17 protein-coding genes are annotated in these 20,357 nt (G+C 31.3%); 5 read left to right on the top strand and 12 right to left on the bottom strand.

From position 1 onward, the window contains the following. Nucleotides 1–850: 850 nt before the first annotated feature. Entirely contained in the window at nucleotides 851–1,105 is a 255-nt protein-coding gene (locus AGR56_RS06935; protein ID WP_053241651.1) for an AbrB/MazE/SpoVT family DNA-binding domain-containing protein, read from the top strand. A 175-nt stretch (nucleotides 1,106–1,280) separates the two neighbouring features. On the opposite strand, the gene codA is transcribed toward AGR56_RS06935, so the two are convergent. Continuing rightward, nucleotides 1,281–2,549: a cytosine deaminase gene (codA, locus tag AGR56_RS06930; protein WP_053241650.1), complete on the bottom strand. Its 1,269-nt coding sequence runs from the start codon at nucleotides 2,547–2,549 to the stop codon at nucleotides 1,281–1,283. Continuing rightward, nucleotides 2,550–3,944: a cytosine permease gene (locus AGR56_RS06925; protein ID WP_053241649.1), complete on the bottom strand. Its 1,395-nt coding sequence runs from the start codon at nucleotides 3,942–3,944 to the stop codon at nucleotides 2,550–2,552. Nucleotides 3,945–4,297: 353 nt separating this feature from the next. Between AGR56_RS06925 and AGR56_RS06920 the strand changes: the two genes are divergently transcribed. Continuing rightward, on the top strand, nucleotides 4,298–5,749 hold the full coding sequence (locus AGR56_RS06920) for a PLP-dependent aminotransferase family protein (protein WP_053241648.1): 1,452 nt from the start codon (nucleotides 4,298–4,300) through the stop codon (nucleotides 5,747–5,749). Between the two features lies 1 nt (nucleotide 5,750). Then, nucleotides 5,751–6,950: a pyridoxal phosphate-dependent aminotransferase gene (locus AGR56_RS06915; RefSeq protein ID WP_053241647.1), complete on the top strand. Its 1,200-nt coding sequence runs from the start codon at nucleotides 5,751–5,753 to the stop codon at nucleotides 6,948–6,950. Between the two features lie 561 nt (nucleotides 6,951–7,511). On the opposite strand, the gene AGR56_RS06910 is transcribed toward AGR56_RS06915, so the two are convergent. The 7 genes from AGR56_RS06910 to AGR56_RS06880 all read right to left on the bottom strand — a co-directional run bounded on the left by AGR56_RS06910 (nucleotide 7,512) and on the right by AGR56_RS06880 (nucleotide 16,482). After that, entirely contained in the window at nucleotides 7,512–8,120 is a 609-nt protein-coding gene (locus tag AGR56_RS06910; protein ID WP_053241646.1) for a HutD family protein, read from the bottom strand. A 260-nt stretch (nucleotides 8,121–8,380) separates the two neighbouring features. Continuing rightward, nucleotides 8,381–9,634 (bottom strand): imidazolonepropionase, encoded by a 1,254-nt coding sequence (gene hutI / locus AGR56_RS06905; protein WP_053241645.1) that lies wholly within the window; start codon nucleotides 9,632–9,634, stop codon nucleotides 8,381–8,383. After that, nucleotides 9,627–11,666, bottom strand: a complete 2,040-nt coding sequence (locus AGR56_RS06900) for a urocanate hydratase (RefSeq protein WP_053241644.1) — start codon at nucleotides 11,664–11,666, stop codon at nucleotides 9,627–9,629. Before AGR56_RS06900 ends, hutI begins: the two co-directional genes overlap by 8 nt. Nucleotides 11,667–11,782: 116 nt before the next feature. After that, nucleotides 11,783–13,030 (bottom strand): M20 family metallo-hydrolase, encoded by a 1,248-nt coding sequence (locus tag AGR56_RS06895; RefSeq protein ID WP_053241643.1) that lies wholly within the window; start codon nucleotides 13,028–13,030, stop codon nucleotides 11,783–11,785. A 286-nt stretch (nucleotides 13,031–13,316) separates the two neighbouring features. Beyond that, nucleotides 13,317–14,645: an amidohydrolase gene (locus tag AGR56_RS06890; protein WP_053241642.1), complete on the bottom strand. Its 1,329-nt coding sequence runs from the start codon at nucleotides 14,643–14,645 to the stop codon at nucleotides 13,317–13,319. A 340-nt stretch (nucleotides 14,646–14,985) separates the two neighbouring features. After that, on the bottom strand, nucleotides 14,986–15,852 hold the full coding sequence (locus tag AGR56_RS06885; RefSeq protein ID WP_053241641.1) for a MurR/RpiR family transcriptional regulator: 867 nt from the start codon (nucleotides 15,850–15,852) through the stop codon (nucleotides 14,986–14,988). Nucleotides 15,853–16,068: 216 nt separating this feature from the next. Continuing rightward, complete coding sequence (locus tag AGR56_RS06880) at nucleotides 16,069–16,482, bottom strand: CGNR zinc finger domain-containing protein (protein WP_053241640.1); 414 nt, start codon at nucleotides 16,480–16,482, stop codon at nucleotides 16,069–16,071. Between the two features lie 280 nt (nucleotides 16,483–16,762). Between AGR56_RS06880 and AGR56_RS06875 the strand changes: the two genes are divergently transcribed. Together AGR56_RS06875 and AGR56_RS06870 are read left to right on the top strand one after the other, a co-directional pair. After that, nucleotides 16,763–17,365, top strand: coding sequence for a LysE family translocator (locus AGR56_RS06875; RefSeq protein ID WP_207642168.1), 603 nt, complete (start codon nucleotides 16,763–16,765; stop codon nucleotides 17,363–17,365). 233 nt (nucleotides 17,366–17,598) lie between these two features. After that, nucleotides 17,599–17,964: a DUF4829 domain-containing protein gene (locus AGR56_RS06870; protein ID WP_242851356.1), complete on the top strand. Its 366-nt coding sequence runs from the start codon at nucleotides 17,599–17,601 to the stop codon at nucleotides 17,962–17,964. Nucleotides 17,965–18,222: 258 nt separating this feature from the next. On the opposite strand, the gene AGR56_RS06865 is transcribed toward AGR56_RS06870, so the two are convergent. From AGR56_RS06865 to AGR56_RS06855, 3 genes are all read right to left on the bottom strand, one after another. Further along, the gene (locus AGR56_RS06865) at nucleotides 18,223–18,615 is read right to left on the bottom strand and encodes a hypothetical protein (protein ID WP_053241638.1); all 393 of its coding nucleotides are present in this window, start codon (nucleotides 18,613–18,615) and stop codon (nucleotides 18,223–18,225) included. 124 nt (nucleotides 18,616–18,739) lie between these two features. Continuing rightward, the gene (locus AGR56_RS06860) at nucleotides 18,740–19,009 is read right to left on the bottom strand and encodes an HPr family phosphocarrier protein (protein ID WP_053241637.1); all 270 of its coding nucleotides are present in this window, start codon (nucleotides 19,007–19,009) and stop codon (nucleotides 18,740–18,742) included. 207 nt (nucleotides 19,010–19,216) lie between these two features. Beyond that, entirely contained in the window at nucleotides 19,217–20,311 is a 1,095-nt protein-coding gene (locus AGR56_RS06855) for a MupG family TIM beta-alpha barrel fold protein (RefSeq protein ID WP_053241636.1), read from the bottom strand. Between the last annotated feature and the right edge of the window lie 46 nt (nucleotides 20,312–20,357).

Here is a 20,357-nt window from a genome sequence, read left to right as displayed (position 1 = left end):
AGCATTCCCTACACTTTTCCCCATATAACAAAAAAGCTCCATCCTTAAAAATAAAGGACGAAGTCTTAAATTCGCGGTACCACCTAAATTCGTACATTAAGTACGCTCTCAATATAATACAGGCAAATGCCGATATTATTTTCCTTTTAACGGTGGAACTCCGTTGAAGTCTACTTACCAATATGGCGTTCGGTTCAAAGCTCAAAGACTACCTTCTATGTATCCTTCATAGGAAATTCACACCTATATAAATTTTCAAGGAAATCTGATATTTATTCTCATAAAATTCGTAGAAGCATCGAGACTTTATGAGAATAAATAGCGATTTGCTAATAAAAATTATATACATTCCTTCTCTTTATTTCAGAAATACATATACTCCTTCTTATCAAAGCTTTTAAATATTGAAATTATATTAGCAAATCAAACTTAAATCGTCAAGCAGTATAATAAATATTTTTTCTTTTATAGATTTAATTATATAAAATTTATTAAATGTGCAGAATGTCTTTTATTTTTTTTGCTATGTTAATATAATGTTAATATTATATTTTAAAATTTATAAGTTTTTAAGATTGCTACTTATAATTTGTGTAATTTTACACAAATTGCAGCGAACTATTTAATCACTAGAATGCTGCATTTAAATGGATAGCAAATTATAAATGAGTAATCCTTAGAGCTCATTTATGACATAAATTCTATTAACAATCTTTTAAAACATAACTTAAAATTCACCAAAGCTTTTTTCAGTATTACATAATTGTTCCATATAATGCATTTATATACCTTGATTTTTTTTATTTTTACTATAAAATTTAAAATATAATGAATTTTAGAGGTGAAAAAGATGAACTCAATAGGAATCGTAAGGAAAGTTGACGAATTAGGAAGAATTGTAATTCCAAAAGAAACTAGATCTCAGTTGACTATAAGTGAAGGTGACTCATTAGAAATATTTATTGACGAAGAAGAAAACCATATCGTTTTAAGAAAATACGCACCAGGCTGCACATTTTGCAACTCATTAAGTGATATTACCTACTTTAAAGGGGTACGTATTTGTAAAGAGTGTTTGGACAAGCTAAAATCACTAGAAAAATAATATAAAAAAGTTTATACATTTAAAAATGGTTGCAGCATTAAAAATAAAAATTACAATAAACTGTATACAAATTTCTTAATGCGCAGCCATCTTATCTAATCATTTATTCTTCAATTACACAGGACAATCTTTTAAATTTCCATATTTTTCTTTGCATTTACATAAATGAAGTTATTTATTTTATAATATCAAAGGAAACTCTCTCTTTTCCATTAACATATATATCTGTAGCTTTAGGTTCAGTTTTTGCTAAAACTTTACCTCTTCTTATAGAATATAAAATTTCTGCTTGTTTTCTTATAGCATCGTACTCATCCTCCGCATTTAATATTATAAGATTTGCAGGCTTACCTACTTCTATTCCGTAACTATCCTCGATATGAAGAGTTTTTGCACTATTTTTAGTTATTAAATCTATAGAATTTACTATTTGATCATATCCCATAAGCTGGCACACATGTATTCCCATTTGAAGAACTTGAAGCATATTGCCTGTACCCATTGGATACCATGGATCGCATATATCATCATGTCCAAAGCATACATTAATATCAGCCTCAAGCATTTCCTTTACCCTTGTAATTCCACGTCTTTTAGGATACGTATCAAATCTTCCTTGAAGGTGCGTATTTACAATAGGATTTGAAACAAAATTCATATTAGACATTTTTAATAATCTAAACAATTTATATGCATAAGCATTGTTATATGAATGCATAGCTGTTGTATGACTTGCAGTAACTTTTTCTCCTATACCATACTTATGAGCCTCTGCTGCAACCACTTCAACAAATCTTGACTGCTCGTCATCAATTTCATCACAATGAATATCTACGAGCTTATCATATTTTACTGAAAGTTCTATAGCTTTCTTTACAGAATCAACCCCATATTCCCTTGTAAATTCAAAATGTGGTATTGCCCCTACTACGTCTGCTCCAAGTTTAATCGCTTCTTCCAAAAGCTCGTATCCATTTGGAAAAGAATTAATACCTTCCTGTGGAAATGCAACTATTTGTATATCAACAAAATCCTTCATTGCCTCTTTTACTTTTATTAAAGCTTTCAATGCCGTAAGCTCTGGATCTGTAACATCTACATGAGTTCTTACATACTGTATACCATTTGCAATTTGCCATTTTAAGGCTGTTGTTGCTCTTTTTATAACATCCTCTTCTGTAAGCATTTCCTTTCTAAGCGCCCAAGTCTCTATTCCTTCAAATAAAGTTCCACTTATATTCCACTTTGGCTCTCCTGCTGTAAGTGTTGTATCAAGATGAACATGAGGTTCAACAAATGGTGGAAGTGCAAGTTTTCCATTTCCAGCTATTACTTCTTTATCTTCTATTTTTATGTTTTGTGCAATATCTTTTATTATTCCATTTTCAATTAAAATATCGTAATTTCCCTTCTTATTTCTAAGCTTAACACCCTTAATTAACATTTACCTAGCTTCCTTTCTGTAAAACAAACTACTGCATATATAATATAAAACTCCTGAGAATACGATTATAGGATAAATTGCCCCAATACTCTTTGTAAATATAGATAAGTTTTTGATTGATAAATATACTACAACAGAAGCAACCCAGACTCCAATAGTTATAAGGTTAAATCCACCTTTAAACCAATACTTTCCACTTTCATTATCAAAGTCTTTTACGATGTATTTTTTTCTTTTAACCAAATAGTAATCCACTATCATAATTCCAAAAATGGGTCCAAACACCATACCTATATAATCAAGAAACATTTCAAAAGAATCTAAAAAACTTGATACATATATTGGAACTATCGTAAGAAGAGCTGCTAATATAGTAACTGTAAAAAGTGCTGTCTGCGATTTAATCTTTTTGTTTAAATTTGTAAGTGAAATTCCAGCACCCATAAGGTTTATCGCATTAGCTGTAGTACTTGTAAGGATTATAACCAAAAGAGCTATAGCACCTAGCCCAAGCTTGCTTACAATAGTACTTGGATCAGAATTATTCGGATCATACACTCCTGTTGTAACTGCAGTTCCTATTGCTCCAATTATTCCAACAAAGGCAAACCAAAACAAACCAACATTTGCTCCTATTATTGGCGCTACAGTAGAAGCTTTTTTAGATTTACTGTACCTTGTAAAATCTGCTATAGCAGGCACCCAACCCAAGCTAAAAGCAGCCATTGCATCAAAAGCAGCTCCTATATTCATAGCTTTGTTAGCTGGAGGCCTCCAACTTATTATCTTAGCTATTGGCACTTGTTTTAAAACAACAACAGTTTCCCAAACTCCTAAAATAAGTATAAATACAACCCCTATTTTTTCAACCATCTTTACAGATTTATGTCCTGTTGCAATTGAAATCAAATGAAGCAAACTCATAATTATAATTCCTATAAACATTGTTGTATTGCTTCCTTTTGAACCATAAGCAGGAAGGCCGAATATATCCTTTAATATGTAACTTATAGATATGGCCGCTATAAATGTATTAACTGCAGTCCACCCAACAAATTGTGTAATATTTAATATTGACGGAAGAAAGCTTCCTCTTACCCCAAAGGATGGTCTTGTAAGTGCCATTGTTGAAGTTCCAACTTTGTAGCCTATAAATCCTATTAGTGCCATTATTATATACGCAATTGGATTTGAAATTAAAGTAACTAATACTGCACCACCAAAAGCTGCTCCAGCTACCACCCCACCTACATACCAAGTCCCATTATTAGCGTTAGCACCAATCCAAGTGGTAAGCATGTCCAAAAAGCTTATGGTTCTATCACTTTCTGGTACTGTTTCAAGTGCAGAATATTCCTTGTGTATTTGTCCTTCTTTTGTTTGACTATTTTCCATTTATATCCTCCTCATTAGCAAATTAATATTTGATTACTAACCTTTATATATATTACTATATTTTACTCAAAAATAACATATATTTTATTAAATTATCAAAGAATCATGTTTCAAATTATTTTTATAATAAATTTATAAATATATTTACACTTTAGACTCCTAAATAAACCAATATTACCTCAAAATATATGCAAGGTGGCTCTTTTTTTATTTATAAATTTATGTCACAATATATATAGTGAAACTAGCTCAAATACAAACTATATATGCACTATAATCCTTTGAAGGTTGGTATTTTGGTACATAAATAGTTTAAGTTTCGCAATGGTTCCACTATATATAGAGGTGTAAATATGATTTTTGATTTAAAATTAAATAATAAAAGCTCTAAAAGATTGCAAATTGAAAATTATATAAAGAAATTAATTAACGAAGGACTGCTTCAAAGGGGCGAAAAGTTACCTTCAACAAGAGAAATGGGTTTAATGCTAAAAGTAAGCAGGAATACCATAATAAAAGTATATGAAGCTCTTTGTGATGAAGGTTTTATATGCACAACAAAAGGTAAAGGTACCTTTGTTTCAAGTAAAAAAACTCGCTCCAATGATGGCCAATATTTTACCTGGAATACGATAATTAATGATTATGCAAAAAAAGCAGAAAATTTAGATATAATAAAGCATGAAATGAGAAGCAAAAAAGGCATGATTTCCTTTGACAGTATTTCACCAGATAAAAACTTATTTGATTTGGAAGAGTTTAAAAGAGATTTTTTAAACATACTTTCACTTGAAGGTAATAACATATTAAATTACGGATATGCAAAAGGATATAAACCTCTAATTGAACACCTAGAAAAATATATGAGTAATAAGGGAATCGATTTCAAAAACAAAGATATGCTTATAACCAATGGATTTACAGAGGGGTTTGATATCGTTCTATCATCCATTACAAAACCTCATGATAAAATAATTTGTGAAAACCCTACTCATAATACAGCAATAAAACTTATGAAACTTCATAATTTAAATATCACTGGTATAGATATGGAGGATGATGGAATAAACATTTCAATGCTTGAGAAAGAGTTAAAAAAAGGTGCTTTGCCTAAAGCGGCGTATTTAATACCTTCATATCACAATCCAACAGGTATTGTGATGTCTCCTGAAAAACGCCTATCTATACTTAAATTATTAAATGATTATAGGATTCCAATAATTGAAGACGGTTTTAATGAAGAACTAAGATATTCAAATTCAACCATAACTCCAATAGCTGCATTAAGTGGAAGCGGAAATAGCGTTATATATATAGGAAGTTTCTCAAAAATACTTTTTCCTGGAATGCGAATTGGGTGGATAGCAGCAGATAAAGAGCTTATATCATATCTTGAGAGTGTAAAGAGAAGTAGAAATATCCATACTTCTTTTTTAGACCAAGCAATATTATATGAATATCTCAAGGTTGGCAATTTTGATAAATACGTTAAAAGAGCAAAAAAATATTACAAGGAAAAATATGAGCTTGCAATAAAGTATGCTAATTTATATATACCTTATACAAAACTATCCGGTGAGGGAGGACTTCACATTTTTGTAGAAGTTAAAGGCATAAATTCAAGAGATATACTTAAAGAATGCTATAAAAAAGGAGTAATTTTCACTCCCGGTGATATATTTTTTACTAATAATGAAGGCAAAAACACTTTTAGACTTGGTTTTTCGAGGGTAGATAGAAGCGAAATAAAAGCTGGTTTTAAAATAATAGGTGACACTATAAAAGAATTTTTAAGGAGGATTTAAATTGAAGTTTTCAAGTAGAATTTTAGATATGGATTTTTCACCAATAAGAAAGCTTGCTCCATACGCAAAGGAAGCAGAAAAAAGAGGAATAAAGGTATACCATTTAAATATAGGTCAGCCAGATGTTAAAACACCTGATACGTTTTTTCAAGGTGTTACTAACTTTAATGAGGAAATAGTTAAATATTCAGATTCTCAAGGCATAGACATGCTTATAGACAGCTTTGTACAATCACTTGCAGATGCTAACATATACTTTGATAAAGATGAATTAATGATAACTCACGGCGGAAGCGAAGCAATTCAATTTGCAATCATGGCCACCTGTGATCCTGGAGATGAAGTTATATCACCCGAACCATTTTATTCAAATTACAGCAGCTTTGCTAAAGTAGCTGGTGCTCATATAGTTCCTGTTGAAACAAAAATAGAGAATGATTTTCATCTTCCAACTAAAGAAGAAATTGAAGCTAAAATAACGGATAAAACAAAATGTATACTTATTTCGAACCCTTGTAACCCTACTGGAACAGTCTATTCGTATGAAGAGCTTAAGATGCTTGGAGAAATCGCAAAAAAACATGATTTATTTATAATATCAGATGAAGTTTATAGACAATTTATATTCGATAACGTTCCTTATAACTCTTGTATGCACTTAACTGACATACTTGACAGAATCATACTTGTAGATAGTATTTCAAAACATTACAGCGCATGTGGTGCTAGAATAGGACTCGTTGCTTCTAAAAATAAAGAACTTATGCATCAAATACTAAAATTATGTCAGGCAAGACTTTGCGTTTCAACCATAGAACAATATGCAGCTTCAAACTTAATAAACACTATGAATAGCTACATTACAGAGGTAAAAATGCAGTATAAGAGGAGAAGAGATATAATGTACAATGCTCTTTCAAACATACCTAATATAATTTGCAGTAAACCAAAGGGAGCCTTTTATATGCTTGCAAAACTTCCTGTAGATGATGCAGAAGAATTCGCAAAATGGCTTCTTACAGATTTTTCTTATGATAATCAAACTGTAATGTTTGCTCCAGGTTCAGGCTTTTATGCAACAAAGGGACTTGGCAAAAATGAAGCTAGATTTTCATACTGCACAAGTATTGAAGATATAGAAAATTCAATGGTCATCTTAGAAAAAGCTTTAGAAGAATATTGCGAAGTAACAGTATCTTGAGATATTAAATGGAAACTATAAAAATTTTAAGAGAGTGCCTGCTTTAGGCTCTAGAAGGATAATGGGCAAAGCCCAAACCTCGTGTATGTTTACTCGCCTGTGGCTCAAACAGATTGAAACTTCTAAGCCTTTTAACAATCATCACCTAAGATTTATTAGCTTTCATTTAAATCATCTCTTCAATACTGTTACTTCGCTAAACCGGAAATGCAAGGTAAAATTTTTCTCCGGTTCCCTACGAAAAATGCACTGTAAACATGGTTAATTAATGAAACTTAATAATATTTTGTTTAGATAATGTATTATTAAGGTTTACATCTAAAATTCCGTAGGTACGGAGGAATTTTTTCCTTGCACTACCGTGGTAGCGAAGCAATACTGCTGAAGGAACAATTTAAAAAAGTTCTAATAAATCTTGGTAAAAAAATCATAAAATCCTAAGATATTTCAATAACTCTCTATCGGTCAAACAAATTGAAATATCTAAGTATTTTATGATTTTTTACCTTAGATTTATAGAATTTTTTTAATGTTGCAAAGCAGTATTACTTCGCAATATTTTTAAATTCCACACTTAACCATGGCAGTTATAATTTTAATTTCATTTGAAGAATTATTCACAATATTAATTTCTTCCTCCCAATCTGAATAACTTATAACAAATAAATCCCTCTCATCTACATGAAACTTGTCATCTTTAATTTGAACTTCAATACTTCCTCCTACAGGATAAAAGTACTGGCTAACATTAAATCCATTTTCCGTGCAGTTTAGTTCAATGGAGATTTTATCTTTAACATCTAAAACATCTAAACTTCCATTGCAATCCTGCGACGTCATTAAATTAAAATCTGAAGCCTTTCCAAAGCCTTTAGTTGTCCAGTCACCCATAAAACTGTCTTTTTCAAATGGCTTTAAGGTAACCTTATATCTGCTTTCATGTTCTAAGGTAGTTTCCCCGTGAATAACCATTAATTCTCTTGAAAAACCCGGCAAGTAAGTAAACGTAGACTCTTGTACATCCATTGTTGCAGAGCTTATCCTCCACATAAAATTTCTATCCTTGTATTTAGAGTCTTCTGGATAAATATAAAGTTCTGTAGTCTGCCCACCTGACCATTTTGAAACTGAATACTCTTCCTTTTTTATTATTTTGGTTTTGTAATTCATTTATGTATTCACCAACCTTTAAAATAGAGTAGAGTGAATGTAGATTTACCTTTCGTTTCACTTAGGTAAATCTTAAAACTTAATAGTGTCAGCTGCGCTAAACACTATGTTTTACGCCATGCGTGAGCATTAAGTTTTAGATTTTTCCAAGCATAGCGTAGAAAAAATCATCCTTCACTGTGAATTGTGCACTGATTCAACTTCCAATTTAGTAGGATCAATTTGGTATTAGCAATTTCAACCTTTCAGCTTGTTTATCTTTAGTACTTATTAATCAATTTTATCTCACCATTTTTTACTACCGTATCTACAATATTAATTCCTGTATTGTACATAAGGTATTTATAGCTTGGGTATTTTAACATAAGCAAATCTGCCTTTTTTCCAATTTCAATGCTTCCTATAGAAGCTTCTCTATCCAAGGCTGCTGCTCCGTTTATAGTGAGAGCTGTTAAAATTTCCTCTGGGGTCATTCTCATCTTTATACATGCCAAAGAAATTATAAGTGGTATTGAGTTAGAGAAACAACTTCCAGGGTTATAGTCACTGCCTAAAGCAACAGCACAGCCATCATCTATCATTTTTCTTGCATTAGCAAAAGGCTTATCGAGTGTAAAAGCAGTAGCAGGAAGTAAAACAGATACAACTTTGTTTTTTGCCATCTCTTTTATTCCTTCATCTGATACATTTAGTAAATGATCTGCGGATATTGCACCAATTGAGCTTGCAAGTTCTGCTCCTCCAAAAGACGAAATTTCATCAGCATGAACCTTTAATTTAAATCCTAATTTTTTAGCTTCCAAAAGTAGCTTCCTTGATTCCTCTATAGAAAAAACACCATCTTCACAAAACACATCGCAAAACTCAGCAAGCTTATTTCTAACTATATATGGGTAAAGTTTTTCAATCATAAAATCAATATACTCATCATTTTTGCCTTTATATTCTTGCGGAGTTGCATGAGCCCCTAAAAAAGTTGACACAACGTCTACTGGATGACTCTCATCTAGTTTTTTCATAACTTTAAGTTGTTTTGTTTCCGTTTGAAAGTCAAGCCCGTATCCACTTTTCCCTTCAACCGTTGTTATTCCAAAGCCAAGCATAGAATTAAGCCTATCGAGTCCAACTTCATAAAGCTCTTTAAGCGTCATGTTTCTTGTTTTTTTCACTGTACTTTCTATGCCGCCATCGTTATTCATGATCTCCATGTAACTCGTTCCATTGATTCTTTGAAAAAATTCTTCTTCCCTGTACCCACCAAAAATAAAATGAGTATGGGCATCAACAAAACCAGGCACTATAGATTTATCCTTAGCATCTATAATATTGTATTTACTTAAATTATACTTTCTAGTAATACTCGTAGTCGGACCTACATCTCTAATTAAACCATTTTCAATTACAATAGATCCATTTTTAATAATAGAAATATCATTCATTTCTTTACCATATTTAGCTTTACTTCCAGTTGGTGTTGCAATTTCACTCGCATTAAAAATAATTATTTTATCCATTGTTCTCCTCTTTAAAATAGCTTTTAATATTTTCTTTTATTAATTTTTCATCCGCTAAATATGGCAAAGTTATGTGGCTTTCACCTTTGTATTTTTCATTAAATTTAACCACAGTTTCTATTGAATGTTCGTTTCTAGCCCAGCTTCTTCTTGCTACGCCTCCCATTACATCCCACATAATAGCACTCTTTATAATTTCATCGGTTTTTTCGCTTCCATCAAGTACAAGCCCAAAGCCTCCATTTATTGATTTTCCTATTCCAACTCCACCACCATTATGAAGAGCTACAAGGCTCATGCCTCTTGCCGCATTTCCTGCATAACATTGAATTGCCATATCAGCCATTACATTACTTCCATCTTTTATATTTGCTGTTTCTCTAAATGGCGAATCAGTTCCACTTACATCATGATGATCTCTTCCCATCATAACAGGTCCTATTTCACCATTTCTAACCATTTCATTGAATTTAAGAGCTATATCCCTTCTACCTTCTGCATCTTGATAAAGTATTCTTGCTTTAGTTCCAACCACTAATTTATTTTCCTCTGCGTCTCTTATCCAGTTGTAGTTGTCTCTATCCTGATATCTTCTATTTGGATCAATGCAACTCATTGCCGCCTTATCAGTTTTTATTAAATCTTCATCTTTTCCACTTAAGCATACCCACCTGAATGGTCCATAACCATAATCAAATAACTGTGGTCCCATAATATCTTCAACATATGATGGAAGTACAAAACCATCTTTATCATCAATGCCATTTTTAGAAATTTCCTTAACTCCAGCATCATATACTGCCTTTAAGAAAGAGTTACCATAGTCGAAGAAATATGTTCCCTTATCTGTACATTTTTTTATAAGTTCATAATGATGTCTTAAGCTTTTATCTACAAGCTCTTTAAATTTTTCTCTGTCACTACTTAGTAATTTTGTTCTCTCCTCAAAGGTAAGCCCTTGTGGACAGTATCCACCATCATATGCAGCATGACATGAAGTTTGATCTGACATCAAGTCAACTTTTATATCATTCTTAACCACATATTCAAGCAAATCAACTATGTTGCCATGATATGCAATAGATATAGTTTCTTTTTTATCTAAATACTCTTTTGCTATTTTAAATATTTCGTGCAAATCATCTGATACTTTACTTACCCAACCTTGATCAAATCTTGTTTTTATTCTTGATTCATCAACCTCTGCTATAATGCCAACGCCTCTTGATATTTCAACCGCTTTTGGCTGAGCACCACTCATTCCACCAAGTCCTGAAGTTATGAATAAATGTCCTCTCAAATCTCCATCATTAGGTATTCCAAGCTTCATTCTGCCCGCATTTAAAAGAGTGTTGTAGGTTCCATGAACTATTCCCTGTGGTCCTATATACATCCAGCCACCTGCTGTCATTTGTCCATAATTTGCAACTCCCATTTGCTCTGCAACTTCCCAGTCTTCAAGATTATCAAACATTCCAACCATAAGAGCATTTGTTATTATAACCCTTGGGGCATCTTTTTTAGATTTAAATAATCCAAGTGGATGACCAGATTCTACAACCAAGGTTTGTTCATCTGTTAAAACCTCAAGATATTTCTTTATTAGTCTATACTGCATCCAGTTTTGACACACAGAACCCGTTTCTCCGTATGTAACCAGTTCATAAGGATATAATGCCACCTCAAAATCAAGGTTATTGTCTATCATAACCTGAAAAGCCTTACCTTGAATGCAGTTACCTTTATATTCGTCTATTGATTTTCCATATATTCTTCCCTCTGGTCTAAATCTGTATCCATATATTCTTCCTCTTGTTGCAAGCTCGTTAAGAAACTCTGGAATTAGCTTTTCATGATATTTAGGATTAATATATCTTAGCGCATTCTTAAGTGCAATTTCTGTCTGCTTTCTATCTAAGCTGTAGCCCCTATCTGGCGCTCTTCTAATTCCTTCTACAAACCCAGGCATTTTGGGGAGTTCATCATCTAATGTTATAGTCATGGCATTTTTAATAAGTTCATTATATTCCATTTTTATACCTCCAATTTGGTATAAACCATTTGAAAACTCCAAATTTATTTGTATCATAACGCCATCTTCTAGTCATTATGATGCACATGAATTTCTCTAGTTTACATGGTTTATCTTTATTTTAAATTTTCATCGAAACTAATTAATGATTGTATAAGAGCTGTAACCCCAACCTCAATTTCTTCATATGAGGTATATTCTTCCGGGCAGTGACTTTTGCCATCTTTACTTGGTACAAAAATCATTCCCACAGGTGCAATGTTATTTATATGATTAGCATCATGACCTGCTCCGCTTGGCAAGTACATGCTTTCTGCTACTTTATCACAACTATCTTTTAAAACTCCACTTATATCTTCATTTATGATTACAGAACTTGACTTTGATATGTTGTCAAATTTAATATTTATATTTTCTTCCTTTGATAGCTTTTCAGCCTCTTCTATGAATTCAGAGACAATTTCATATATAACTTCATTTTTGAGTGCTCTAACCTCAAATTCAAATTCACATTTTCCAGGGATTACATTTGATGCATTAGGTTCTACCTTTAACTTTCCGACTGTTCCAACTATATCATAACTATTTCTTTCTCTACATAAGCCCTGCAGCTTCAATATGAGTTCACTTGTAAAAGCTAACGCATCATACCTCATATTCATTGGTGTTGTACCTGCATGATTGGATTCACCTTCTACTAATACTTTATATCTATGAATTCCAACAATACCTGTAACAACTCCAAGTGGACACCTTTTATTATCCAAAACAGGTCCTAATTCATTATGTAATTCTAAATATAATGTCACATCGCCTTTTTTTCGCGCTAACCTCTTTATAGCTTTATAGTTTCCTCCCAAATCATCTATAGCTTCCGAAAGTACTCTTCCTAAATTGTCCTTTCTTTGAAGCATTTCTTCTGATAGTTCTCCTACCATGCCCTTGCTTCCTATAGTAGACAAGCCAAATTCACTTGGTTCCTCTGACGTAAAGTCAACTATTTCTAAAGAATGCCTGAGGGTTATTCCATTTTCTTTTAAAACTCTAACTACTTCTATTCCTCCTAAAACTCCTATAGTTCCATCATACATACCACCATTTTCTACAGTATCTGTGTGTGAACCAAGCATTATCGGTTTTAGGTTATCGTCACTTCCAGATAACCTTCCTATAATATTTGCTGCAGCATCTATAGAAGTTTTCAGACCTACCTCTTCCATTTTTCCTCTTAACCACATTCTTGCTTGTTTATACTCCTCTGTAAAGCTCCGCCTAGTATGTCCAAGCTTAGTTTTATCTATAAACGTGGATATTTCTTCAATATCACTCTTTAATCTACCTATGTTAGGTTTTACTCTACCCATTTTGGTTCCCATTATTCAGAGTAGAGAGTAAAGAGTAGGGAGTAGAGTGAAGGTTAATTTTCTGCTTTGGCAGAAAAAATTTTTAAACTTAATACTATTACCGGTTTTTTTAAACCGCTTTGCTTAGCTATACTAAACTTTATTGCTTTTATAATTGAAGATTTTTCGTAGTAAAACGCAGAAAAATCATCATTCACTCTACTCTTTACTCTCTACTCTCTGCTCTTAACCTTCCTAATTTACTTGAAAAACATCATTAATTTTCTTTTAAAAATTTCATGTAATTCTATTCTTGTAGTTTCTTCATAAGTACTTGAACATCTCCTACAATTTTGTTTTCTGGTACACTTGAAATCTGCCCATTTCTAACTCTCTCTTTTCCATCAACTACAACATGATCAATTGCACATGGCTGCATTGAATAAACTATATTAGGCATAATTTGCTCACCTGAAGCAAATATAGGTTGCATAGACATATCATTTTTATCTATTCCAACAAAATCTGCCTTATAGCCTTTTTCAATTTTTCCAACAGGAAGCTGAAGTATTCTTCCTCCAATTTCTGTTCCCATTGCAAAAACATCTTTATAATTAACGCATAGTGAATCAAGCTTTGTTACTTTTTGAAGAAGTGCACACATTCTCATTTCTTCAAATATGCTTATTCTATTATTGCTGCAGGCTCCATCTGATCCAAAACCTATTTCAACGCCAGCTTTCATCATTGCTGGAATATCGGTTACTCCATCTGCTAAAAACATGTTACTTGAAGGACAATAAGCAAGTTTAGCTTTGTTTTCTCCCATTAATTTTATTTCATTGTTATTAAGCCATACACAGTGAATAGCTACCATACTGTCATCAAGTACACCTATTTTATTTAAAAGTTCAACAGGTCTTAACCCAAATTCCTTTTGCACCTGCTCAACTTCGAAAGGTTCTTCTGCTACGTGTATGTGATAATTGGTACCAAGCTCTTTTGCTAATTTATGACCAGCTTTAACCATATCTATTGATGCTGCATGTAAGCTGTGAGGTGCTGGTACTATTTTAACCATGTCATTTCCCTGATACTTTACAGCTAAACTTCTTACATTCTTCACAGCTTCATCTATAGTTTCAACATATCCCTTTGGTGCTCCCTCCCAATCGTACATTGTTCTAGCAAGAACTAAACGAATACCTACATCTTTAGCTGCTTTAATGACCGCTTCATCACTTTCAAGGCCATCATTATGTACATAAAAGAAATCACTTACTGTTGTAACTCCATACTTAAGCATTTCTCCAAAAGCGAATACTGCTCCAGTGTATATATCTTCTGCAGATAACTTAGGTGAAAAAGCATAAAGTGATTTATCTCTCCACTCTAAAAATGGCTTATCTGCTGCAATTCCTCTGAGCAAGCTTTGAAAGGAATGATTATGTATATTTGTTGTACCCGGAACCATTATCTCTTGAGACCAATCTATAAGTTCTGCATCTGCATATTTTTTTGAAAGTACTTCAAAAGAATCCACTTCTACTATTGCTCCGTTTTCTTCTAATATACCCTTACCTTTTTGAAATTTACCTTCATAATACACAATAAATGGTTTATATAACTTTTTCATTTTATTAACCCCTTTGAACTAATATATTGAGAATACCTTTAATTTTTAAATTAGATAAAATATTTTTGTGACAATCAACCTTAAATAAGAGTACAAAGTACAGCGCACAGAGTACAGTGAAGGTAGATTTACCTTTCGTTCCTCTCAGGTAAATCTTCGAACTTAATAGTATCAGCTGCGCTGAACTCTATGTTTTACATCATGCGCAAGCATTAAGTTTTAGATTTTTCGCAGCGATAGCGGAGGAAAATCATCCTTCACTGTACTCTGTCAATTGTACTCTGTACTCTCAACCTTTATAAATTACTTGTATTCCTATTCTATTTGCAATCTTACTCTTTCAGGTATTTCCTCTATAGTAAGTGTTGCTTTCTTTTTCTATCTTTTCAAGTTTATCAAGTCTCTTATCTAAACCTTCCATACAATTAGCTGCATCTCTCAGAAGTAAATTAATAAATAACATTGGGGTACTATATATATCGAAAATTGATGAAGTTGTTACTGGTACTGTTATTACATTATCTGCTATATCAGCAACTGGCGATATTATACTATCTGTAAGTGCAGCAATACAAAAACCTTCTTTTTTTAACGCCCTTAGCTTATTAATTAAATCATTTGGATACCTTGGAAATATTATTGTAAATATAAACGTTGTTTCTGGATCTCTAAGCTCTAAGGTATTCCACAGATGACTTTCAGATGTAACTTCTACGACGTTGTTTCTGATTTTATTAAGAAGATACCCTGTATATGGAAGAAGCGTTGCAGACATTCTAGATGATAATAATACTATTTCTTTAGAAGTTATTATTTTATCAACAAGCTTTTGATAGGAAGGTTCACTTAAAATGTTGTGGAGCTCGTCTATATTGCTGTGTTCCATATTTAATATATTTGATAAATCCTTATTATGCGATGTGTACTCAAGTCTCTGCGGTGCTGTTATTTCTTCTCTCATAAACTGCTGCAAATTATGCAAGAAATCATTATAACCCCTATATCCAAGGGCACTGCAAAATCTAGATACACTTCCCTGACTAACATCCGCCTCATTTGCAACCTCTGATGCTGTCATAAAAATAATGTGTTTATAATTTTTTTCTATGTAATGTGCTAATTTCTCATATGCATATGAACCCTGAGATATTGCTGACATCTTCTTTTTAAATTCATCAAATTCCTTGATATTTGATTTGAACTCCATTAGTTAACATCCTTCCTTTTAATTTGATGAATAATATCATCATTCACCAAACTGTTTTTACGAATGTCTTTATTTAAATATATAATTTTGTTTAATAATTGTCAATGTTTTTTATTAATTTAATATTATTATTGTGGCTTTGACGAAATATTATCAACCAATCCCAAAAAAGATGTCATTCAAATGGATGACATCCTTTTAGCAATAGTAATTTTATTACTGAGTTTTATCTTTATTAATTTTACTTTTATTCTGTCTAAATTTACGAACTTTCATAAGAGTTGCACAGGTATTATCACACCATTTTCTTGTACAATTCTTGCTCTCATCATAAAAAGCCCATTTACATTCAGGATTCTGACACAATTTCATACGCTTTATATCATACTTTGAAATCATTTCAATAAAAGATGAAACTACTTCAAATACAATGAAATTATTTGATTTACCATAAATGGCATCTTCTATATAATATTTTTTGCCGTCACTCTTTAACGTTCTATAAAATAAAAATGGCATAAGATACTTATTTATTTTATTAATATCCTCTGAACCTATTGTATTTTGGGATGATATACCTTCTATTAAATCACTTAAAAAATTTCTAAGTTCCAATAATGTATCAATCATTTTTTTACTTATTACACTACTAATAGGTATTTCCCATTGACTGCAAAAATTTACAATCCAATCCCTATCCTGTAAAGGCTCTTTAAAACTTTTATGTGTATTATACCACCTACTATTAATAAAATCTAAACATAAAAAACTTCATTTTGTAACCTCCGTTTTTAATATTGACCGTTACATAAATACATGTTATTGTTTATAATAATGATATATAAATTATACCAAACCATTATTAAAGAATCGAGGTACAGAAAAATTGACTTTAGATTATACAAGATATATGTTATTTTTAATATCTGCCTTTATCATTTGCATAATTCCAGGTCCAGATATGTTATATATTTTAGCCAACAGCTTAAGAGGTGGTATTAAAGCTGGTGTAATTTCCGCTTTTGGAATGACATTAGGAATGCTAACCTACACAGTTTTAGTAAGTACAGGACTAGCTGCATCATTTTTAATGTCTAAAAAACTTTTTAATGCAATACAAATAATTGGTGGACTATATTTACTTTGGATTGCCTACAACACATTTAGAGATACATCTATCATAGAGAACATCAGTATTAAATCAAGCATTCCATTACCTATGGTTTTCAAACAAGCCGCAATAACAAATCTATTAAACCCTAAGGTAGCATTATTCTATATTGCATTTTTACCGCAGTTTACAAACTCTAAACTTGGCAATATGACTTTTCAATTATTAATATTGGGATTTAGCTTTTTGCTTTTAGGACTTATAGTGGATTGTATTGTAGGCATTTTAAGTGGAAATTTATCTGCATTATTAATAAAAAACACCTTCATAAAAAAATATCTTAATAAACTTTCCGCTATAATATATACTTTGCTAGCTATTAGATTATTTTTTACATTTTGATATTCTTAATTTTTTCTTTGCTAATGCTATTTTACTATAATTTAATTAAATTGTTTAATTTCTATAAATTCTTTAAAATCATTTAAGCCTATAATTTAAGTAGAGATAAACAACTCGGAAGACTAAAATTGGCATTATCAATTTTAATTTTCCAAACTGCCCATCTATAGGAGGCAAAAAATGAAGAAAAAATTTATGGTAATAGCTTTACTTTTAACTTTTATACTTACAGTATGTTCTCTAACAGAGAAAAAGTTAATATTTCTAATTCAGATAAATTAAAATTAAGTCCTAAAGAAGTAGTAGAAAACTATTTTAAATACTACAATGAAAAAAGCAAAACAGGTGTACTATCCACCTTGACAAAGTGGCAAAACACTCCTAATTGGAAATTTGGATTTGACAGCTTGATATCCATTAATATTATTGATATAACTGATGATTCGACACCTAAACAAAAAGAGGCATATATGAAATATTGGCGTGGTCGTATTAATGGGGTTAAAGAAGAAAATGTAAAAATTTACAAAGCCACTTATGATCTCAAATTAAAAAACGAAAACGATTGGTCAGAAGACAGTGGAAAATATACCAAATGATTTACCGCTATTAGAACAAATAAAAATTCACCATGGTTAATTGATGAGTTTGGAGAATGGTAAAAAACAGAGTACAATGCACAGTTCACAATGAAGGATGAGTCTTCTCCTCTACGCTTTGAAAAACTTTAAACTTTCAAACTGCCTATTTATAAAATGAAATAAAAATAATTAAGTATACTAAAAAAGCTTTATTTTAATAAGCACACTTATTTAAAACAAAGCTAAATAAAAAATTAATTTTAAATATTCAACCATTTAACCGTTATTCAATTCTTTTTCAACTTCTTTATAAATAAGCTTATTTGGTACTCCGCCATAAAATTTTACAGTCTCATTTATTGCAACTATAGGCAGCATAAATTTCTTTTTAAAAGCCTCCTGCAAATAATCGTATTTATCTATATCAATTTTATCTGTATCTATAAATTCTATTTCAACTTTGTTAGCTAAGTCCGTATTTTTAATATATTCTATAAGCTCTTTATACATTAAAAACATATTTTTATTTCCTTCACAGTCAGAATGTCCAGAGCACGAGGATGAACTTCCACACCCACTACAGCCGCTGCAGGAATCACCGTTTTCATGTACGCACTCTCTTTCTCTGTTTAATCCAAACACTTCTATAAGAACAACCTCGTTATCCATTCTATCTCCTCTGTATTTTCTACAAATATTATTTATTCCTTATTAGAAATTATACATATAATCTAATTAAATAACAATAAGTTCAAACGCTACTCTTTTTTATCATATTTCATCTCAAGCTCCATTATACTTTAAATATATTAAAATGCTTTAAGAATTTCTCTGCTTCTTCTGACTCTGCCATTTCATTTTCTCCTTCAAAAGATATAAAAATTTTATCATTTTGTTTAATGCTAAGACTCATAAAAGGAAAAATTTCTTTTCCATTAACCGCTTTTGCACCCTTTTCAATGACTACATTACATTTAAATTTTTTAAACTTATGAACTAAAAGTCCTACTGGCCTAGCATGAATTCCCTGAGGATTTTTAACCTTATATTTAATTTTTATCATATAATATCACCTCCTAATTTGGGTCAAATTGGTTTGATAACAAAAATATTTATACAACTCATTTTCAAATATTATACATTATACTCTTGTAAAAATAAACCATATAAAAACTTAAAATTCATTTGTACAATAATGCCATCATCTACGCATTATTATACAAATGAATTTTTATAATTGAAGTAGTTAATTCATAATCATGAATTAACTTTATTCTTGTTTAATAAAACCAAAAAGATATTCTGGTTTTAATAGATCTAACAAAATTAATTCCTTTTCTGGTATTCTGCCCACAAAATTTCTTTCTCCGTCATTAGGCATATCTTTTTCAACAATTTCTAATTCACCGCGATAATGAGATAAATTATCATTAACTATTGCTACATCACCTTTGTGAAAAAACTCTTTATCATATTTGCGGTATGGAATCGTTTTATTTTTATAATCTTTCCTTGGTAAACTGCTTCTAACTATATAATCAGATGCATCACCTCTTCCAAAATGAGGATAACTATATATTATGTTTTTCTCTTCATCTGTAGCATCTTCTGATACTTCAATTTTAAATGTAATTTTTGCTGTATCTATTTTAGATATTGTTTTTAGCTCTTCTTCTGTAGCATAAGCATTTCCAATCAAAATATCATCAATTTTAGTAGTTGCAAGAAGGTGTCTCACTTGTAAATCTATAGGCAACCCTCTATGCATTTCACACGTAGGAAGTCCTTCATATACCGGCCACGGACCAAATGTATTTTTATTATTAGAAGAAACAAATGCTGCAACAGATAGACCTAAAGCTGTATATTTATTAGTAAATTCCATAAACTTATTCCACCCAAGTCCAGTATATTTTTGTGGGTAAAAATTATGGCATACCACCATATTATGCCTATCAGCACCTTTCTCAAGCATTAAATCAAGTGCTGTATTTGAGCTTCCATTAAATTCAATTGCAATACCATAAGAATTATGGGTAATTGCTATATCTTCTCTATCGCTAAAACGCTCATCAAGACGAACAATATCCACTTCCATATCATGAAATGGTTTTAAATCATATGGAGTAGCTCCTAAATGTAAAAAAACATCGGAATTTGTATCTACACCTACAATAAAACCAAGTTCATGTGATTTTTTCACGAATTTTGTGAATTTTTTTATAATAATTTCTTTTGATTCATTTACTGATAGTAGACATGTAAATATTCGAGTAAATCCATACTTTGCCGCGAGCTTCATATAATCATAATCTTTTTCCTCCGTTGAATGTTCAGGATAAACAGATATACCCATTCTATGCATTATAATTTACCTACCTTCCATTTCCTATTCCTTCTTCGCAAATATT

The sequence above is a fragment of the Clostridium sp. DMHC 10 genome (assembly GCF_001270375.1).
In the GTDB taxonomy this organism is placed as follows: domain Bacteria; phylum Bacillota; class Clostridia; order Clostridiales; family Clostridiaceae; genus Clostridium_S; species Clostridium_S guangxiense.
This window is presented reverse-complemented; position numbering and strand designations above follow the sequence as displayed.

Coding starts and splice junctions, on each gene's coding strand:
- AGR56_RS06935 (WP_053241651.1), top strand. CDS start 851: ATGAACTCAATAGGAATCGTAAGGAAAGTTGACGAATTAGGAAGAATT.
- codA (WP_053241650.1), bottom strand. CDS start 2,549: ATGTTAATTAAGGGTGTTAAGCTTAGAAATAAGAAGGGAAATTACGAT.
- AGR56_RS06925 (WP_053241649.1), bottom strand. CDS start 3,944: ATGGAAAATAGTCAAACAAAAGAAGGACAAATACACAAGGAATATTCT.
- AGR56_RS06920 (WP_053241648.1), top strand. CDS start 4,298: ATGATTTTTGATTTAAAATTAAATAATAAAAGCTCTAAAAGATTGCAA.
- AGR56_RS06910 (WP_053241646.1), bottom strand. CDS start 8,120: ATGAATTACAAAACCAAAATAATAAAAAAGGAAGAGTATTCAGTTTCA.
- hutI (WP_053241645.1), bottom strand. CDS start 9,634: ATGGATAAAATAATTATTTTTAATGCGAGTGAAATTGCAACACCAACT.
- AGR56_RS06900 (WP_053241644.1), bottom strand. CDS start 11,666: ATGGAATATAATGAACTTATTAAAAATGCCATGACTATAACATTAGAT.
- AGR56_RS06895 (WP_053241643.1), bottom strand. CDS start 13,030: ATGGGTAGAGTAAAACCTAACATAGGTAGATTAAAGAGTGATATTGAA.
- AGR56_RS06890 (WP_053241642.1), bottom strand. CDS start 14,645: ATGAAAAAGTTATATAAACCATTTATTGTGTATTATGAAGGTAAATTT.
- AGR56_RS06885 (WP_053241641.1), bottom strand. CDS start 15,852: ATGGAGTTCAAATCAAATATCAAGGAATTTGATGAATTTAAAAAGAAG.
- AGR56_RS06880 (WP_053241640.1), bottom strand. CDS start 16,482: ATGATTGATACATTATTGGAACTTAGAAATTTTTTAAGTGATTTAATA.
- AGR56_RS06875 (WP_207642168.1), top strand. CDS start 16,763: ATGTTATTTTTAATATCTGCCTTTATCATTTGCATAATTCCAGGTCCA.
- AGR56_RS06870 (WP_242851356.1), top strand. CDS start 17,599: ATGTTCTCTAACAGAGAAAAAGTTAATATTTCTAATTCAGATAAATTA.
- AGR56_RS06865 (WP_053241638.1), bottom strand. CDS start 18,615: ATGGATAACGAGGTTGTTCTTATAGAAGTGTTTGGATTAAACAGAGAA.
- AGR56_RS06860 (WP_053241637.1), bottom strand. CDS start 19,009: ATGATAAAAATTAAATATAAGGTTAAAAATCCTCAGGGAATTCATGCT.
- AGR56_RS06855 (WP_053241636.1), bottom strand. CDS start 20,311: ATGCATAGAATGGGTATATCTGTTTATCCTGAACATTCAACGGAGGAA.